Consider the following 2,654-nt stretch of genomic DNA (forward strand, 5'->3'; position numbering starts at 1 on the left):
GTTCGGTGGTCTCGGCGCGCTCTCGCTCGGATACGGGCCTGATCGTGTCGCCGAAGATGCGGCGGCACTGCGAGCAGATTTCTCCGTCCGCGGCCACGATGTTCGAGCATCCCGCGAGAACGCATCCGGTGAACAGCTGCGGATCCACTTCCGTCACTCCTGCCCTCCGGGCGTTCACCATCGGAATCGGATTCCGTGCGGTGCGGCGGCGCGCTCGACTCGGCCGTAAACCCGATTCACGCGTGAGGGTGCGATCTGTCCGGCGTCGTAGGCGCGGCGGGTCGCGACGGCGAGCAGGGCGACGGCTTCGCGGGCGGTCACTTCGTGCGCGAGGGTGAGCCACCCGATTTCCGCTTGCATCCCTACCGCGCTCGTGGCGGCGGTGATCTTTGCGGTCAGTGTCTCGAGGATCTCGGCGGCCGCCATTCCTGAGGGTGTGATCGCGGGGTACGCGGTGTCGATGGTGTTGCTGTACATCGTGTCGGTGCGCAGCTCGTCGGTCGTGGTGCTCATGTCGTTGCCCTAATCGGTAGTTGGGATAGGAGCTGACCCCGTATAGGGACAGTTTGTGTTCTGGTGCTGCTGTCGGGGCGACGCCTGTTGTTGCCCGGACATTCGATGTCTCACGAAAGAACGGTGCGCCCCGGTAGCAGTGATCTGGTGTTCGGTGGTGTGATGGCGTTGCCCCTGCCGACCGCAGGGTTCACCCCGGTATGAGTTCTCCCGAGCCGTAGAGCTCTTCGGAAAGCACTGGGGGTCCTGCGGTGTGCTGGAGTCACGGACGGCTACTGAGATGACGGACCGTCGAGTCCTGCGATTAGGGTGCCGCGTGGCCCCTGCCCGGTGCCGGGCATCGTATCGAGCAGACGGAGGGAACGAATGAGTTTGTTCTGTGGAATCGATTGGGCCACTGATCATCACGACATCGCGGTCGTCGACCACACGGGCCGCCTGGTGGCCGGCGGCAGGGTCGAGAACACCGCCTCGGGATTCGAGGCCTTGTTGGCCATGCTCGCCGACGCCGGTGAGGACCCGCACGAGCCGGTGCCGGTGGCCATCGAGACCGATCACGGTCTGTGGGTCGCGGCGTTGACCGCCTCGGGAAGGCAGGTCTACCCGATCAATCCGCTCGCGGCCTCGCGTTACCGGTCCAGGCATGTCGTCTCCGGAGCGAAGTCCGATGCGGTCGATGCCCGCACCTTGGCGAATATCCTGCGCACCGACCTGCCCGAGCATCGCCCACGATCGAATGATTCCGAGCTGGCCCAGAGTGTGCGGGTGCTCGCTCGCGCGCAGCAGGACACGATCTGGAACAGGCAACAGGTCACCAACCGGGTCATCGCGCTGCTCAAGGAGTTCTACCCGGCAGCGTTGGAAGCCTTCGCCGGTCTCGAAGGCGGCATCACCCGAGCCGATGCCCGGATGATCCTCACCGCTGCTCCCACCCCTGCCCAGGCGGCCACATTGACTCCGGCCCGATTGCGAAAGTTGATGGCCAAAGCCGGCCGCCAGCGATATCTCGATCGGGACGCCGGGCGCCTGCGCGAGGTGTTCACCGCCGAGCACCTCCGTCAGCCCGCCATGATCGAAGAAGCGATGGGACGGCAACTGAGCGCGTTGCTCGGGCAGCTGAACGCCATCTGTACTGCGGTTGCCGACCTGACGGAGGCGGTTACCGAGACTTTTCACCGACACCCGGACGCGAAGATCCTGACCAGTTTCCCCGGCGTGGGGCCAGTGGTCGGCGCCCGGGTGCTCGCCGAGATCGGTGACGACCGCTCGAAATTCGACGACGCTCGTGGATTGAAAGCCTTCGCTGGATCCGCGCCGATCACCCGCGCCAGCGGCAAGAAGACCGTCATTACGCACCGGCACATCAAGAACCGGCGTCTCGCCGCCGCCGGTTCGATCTGGGCGATGGCAGCGCTGAAATCCTCGCCCGGAGCGCGGCGGCACTACGACGCGCGCCGAGCCAAAGGTGACTGGCTCCAAGAAGCCAAACGCCACTTGTTCAACAAATTCCTCGGACAACTCCACCACTGCCTGCAAACCGGACAAACCTACGACGAAACCCATGCCTTCCCACCTCCTCTCGTGCTCGCGGCTTGACTGTTAACTTCCTGAGATGTCTTTCGTAGACTTTCGGGTGCGACACCGGGCGGGCTCCTTCCGCCCGGTGTCGCACTGTGTTTGTGGGGTGCTGCCGTCTATGCGGCTGCGGTGTCCTCGGCGGCGTCGGCGTCGGGTTCGAGTGCCTCGGCGAGGGTGTGGACGGTCGCGAGGACTGCGCGGGCGGTGTCGGTGATGACCTCGAGGTCTCCGTTTCCCCATCCGGCGATGTAGCCGATGCTGTAATCGGTGGTGTCGAGTCCGAGCAGTCCGGCGAGGACGTAGGCGACGGATTCGGCTTCGACTTCGGCGCGGCCTCGGTGCAGCTCGGCGGGGTCGATGTCTCCGCTGGCGTGCATGAGCGCGTGGGCGGCTTCGTGAATCATCGTTTTCGCGGCTTGGGCGCCGCTGATCTTGTCGTCGACGATGATGCGGCGTGATCCGTCGAGGCTGGTTCGGCCGTTCGTTTCTCCGGCGATGTGCTCGCGGGTGACGGTCCATCCCTGTTCGGTCATCACCTGCGCGATGCGGGTGTAGATCGCGGC

The 2,654-nt window shown here is 65.1% G+C and carries 3 protein-coding genes; 1 reads left to right on the plus strand and 2 read right to left on the minus strand.

Features of this window, described 5'->3' with window-relative positions; all coding sequences use genetic code 11:
• Positions 1-174 precede the first annotated feature (174 nt).
• On the minus strand, positions 175-513 hold the full coding sequence (locus RE4_RS30505; protein WP_019750021.1) for a hypothetical protein: 339 nt from the start codon (positions 511-513) through the stop codon (positions 175-177).
• A gap of 366 nt (positions 514-879) precedes the next feature.
• Between RE4_RS30505 and RE4_RS30510 the strand changes: the two genes are divergently transcribed.
• On the plus strand, positions 880-2,109 hold the full coding sequence (locus tag RE4_RS30510) for an IS110 family RNA-guided transposase (RefSeq protein WP_044480091.1): 1,230 nt from the start codon (positions 880-882) through the stop codon (positions 2,107-2,109).
• 98 nt (positions 2,110-2,207) lie between these two features.
• Here the strand turns inward: RE4_RS30510 and RE4_RS30515 are convergent.
• Positions 2,208-2,654, minus strand: a 447-nt coding sequence (locus tag RE4_RS30515) for an ImmA/IrrE family metallo-endopeptidase (RefSeq protein ID WP_155717006.1), incomplete at its 5' end; no start/stop codon positions are given.

Source organism: Rhodococcus erythropolis NBRC 15567, from assembly GCF_001552595.1.
In the GTDB taxonomy this organism is placed as follows: Bacteria; Actinomycetota; Actinomycetes; order Mycobacteriales; family Mycobacteriaceae; genus Rhodococcus_F; species Rhodococcus_F erythropolis.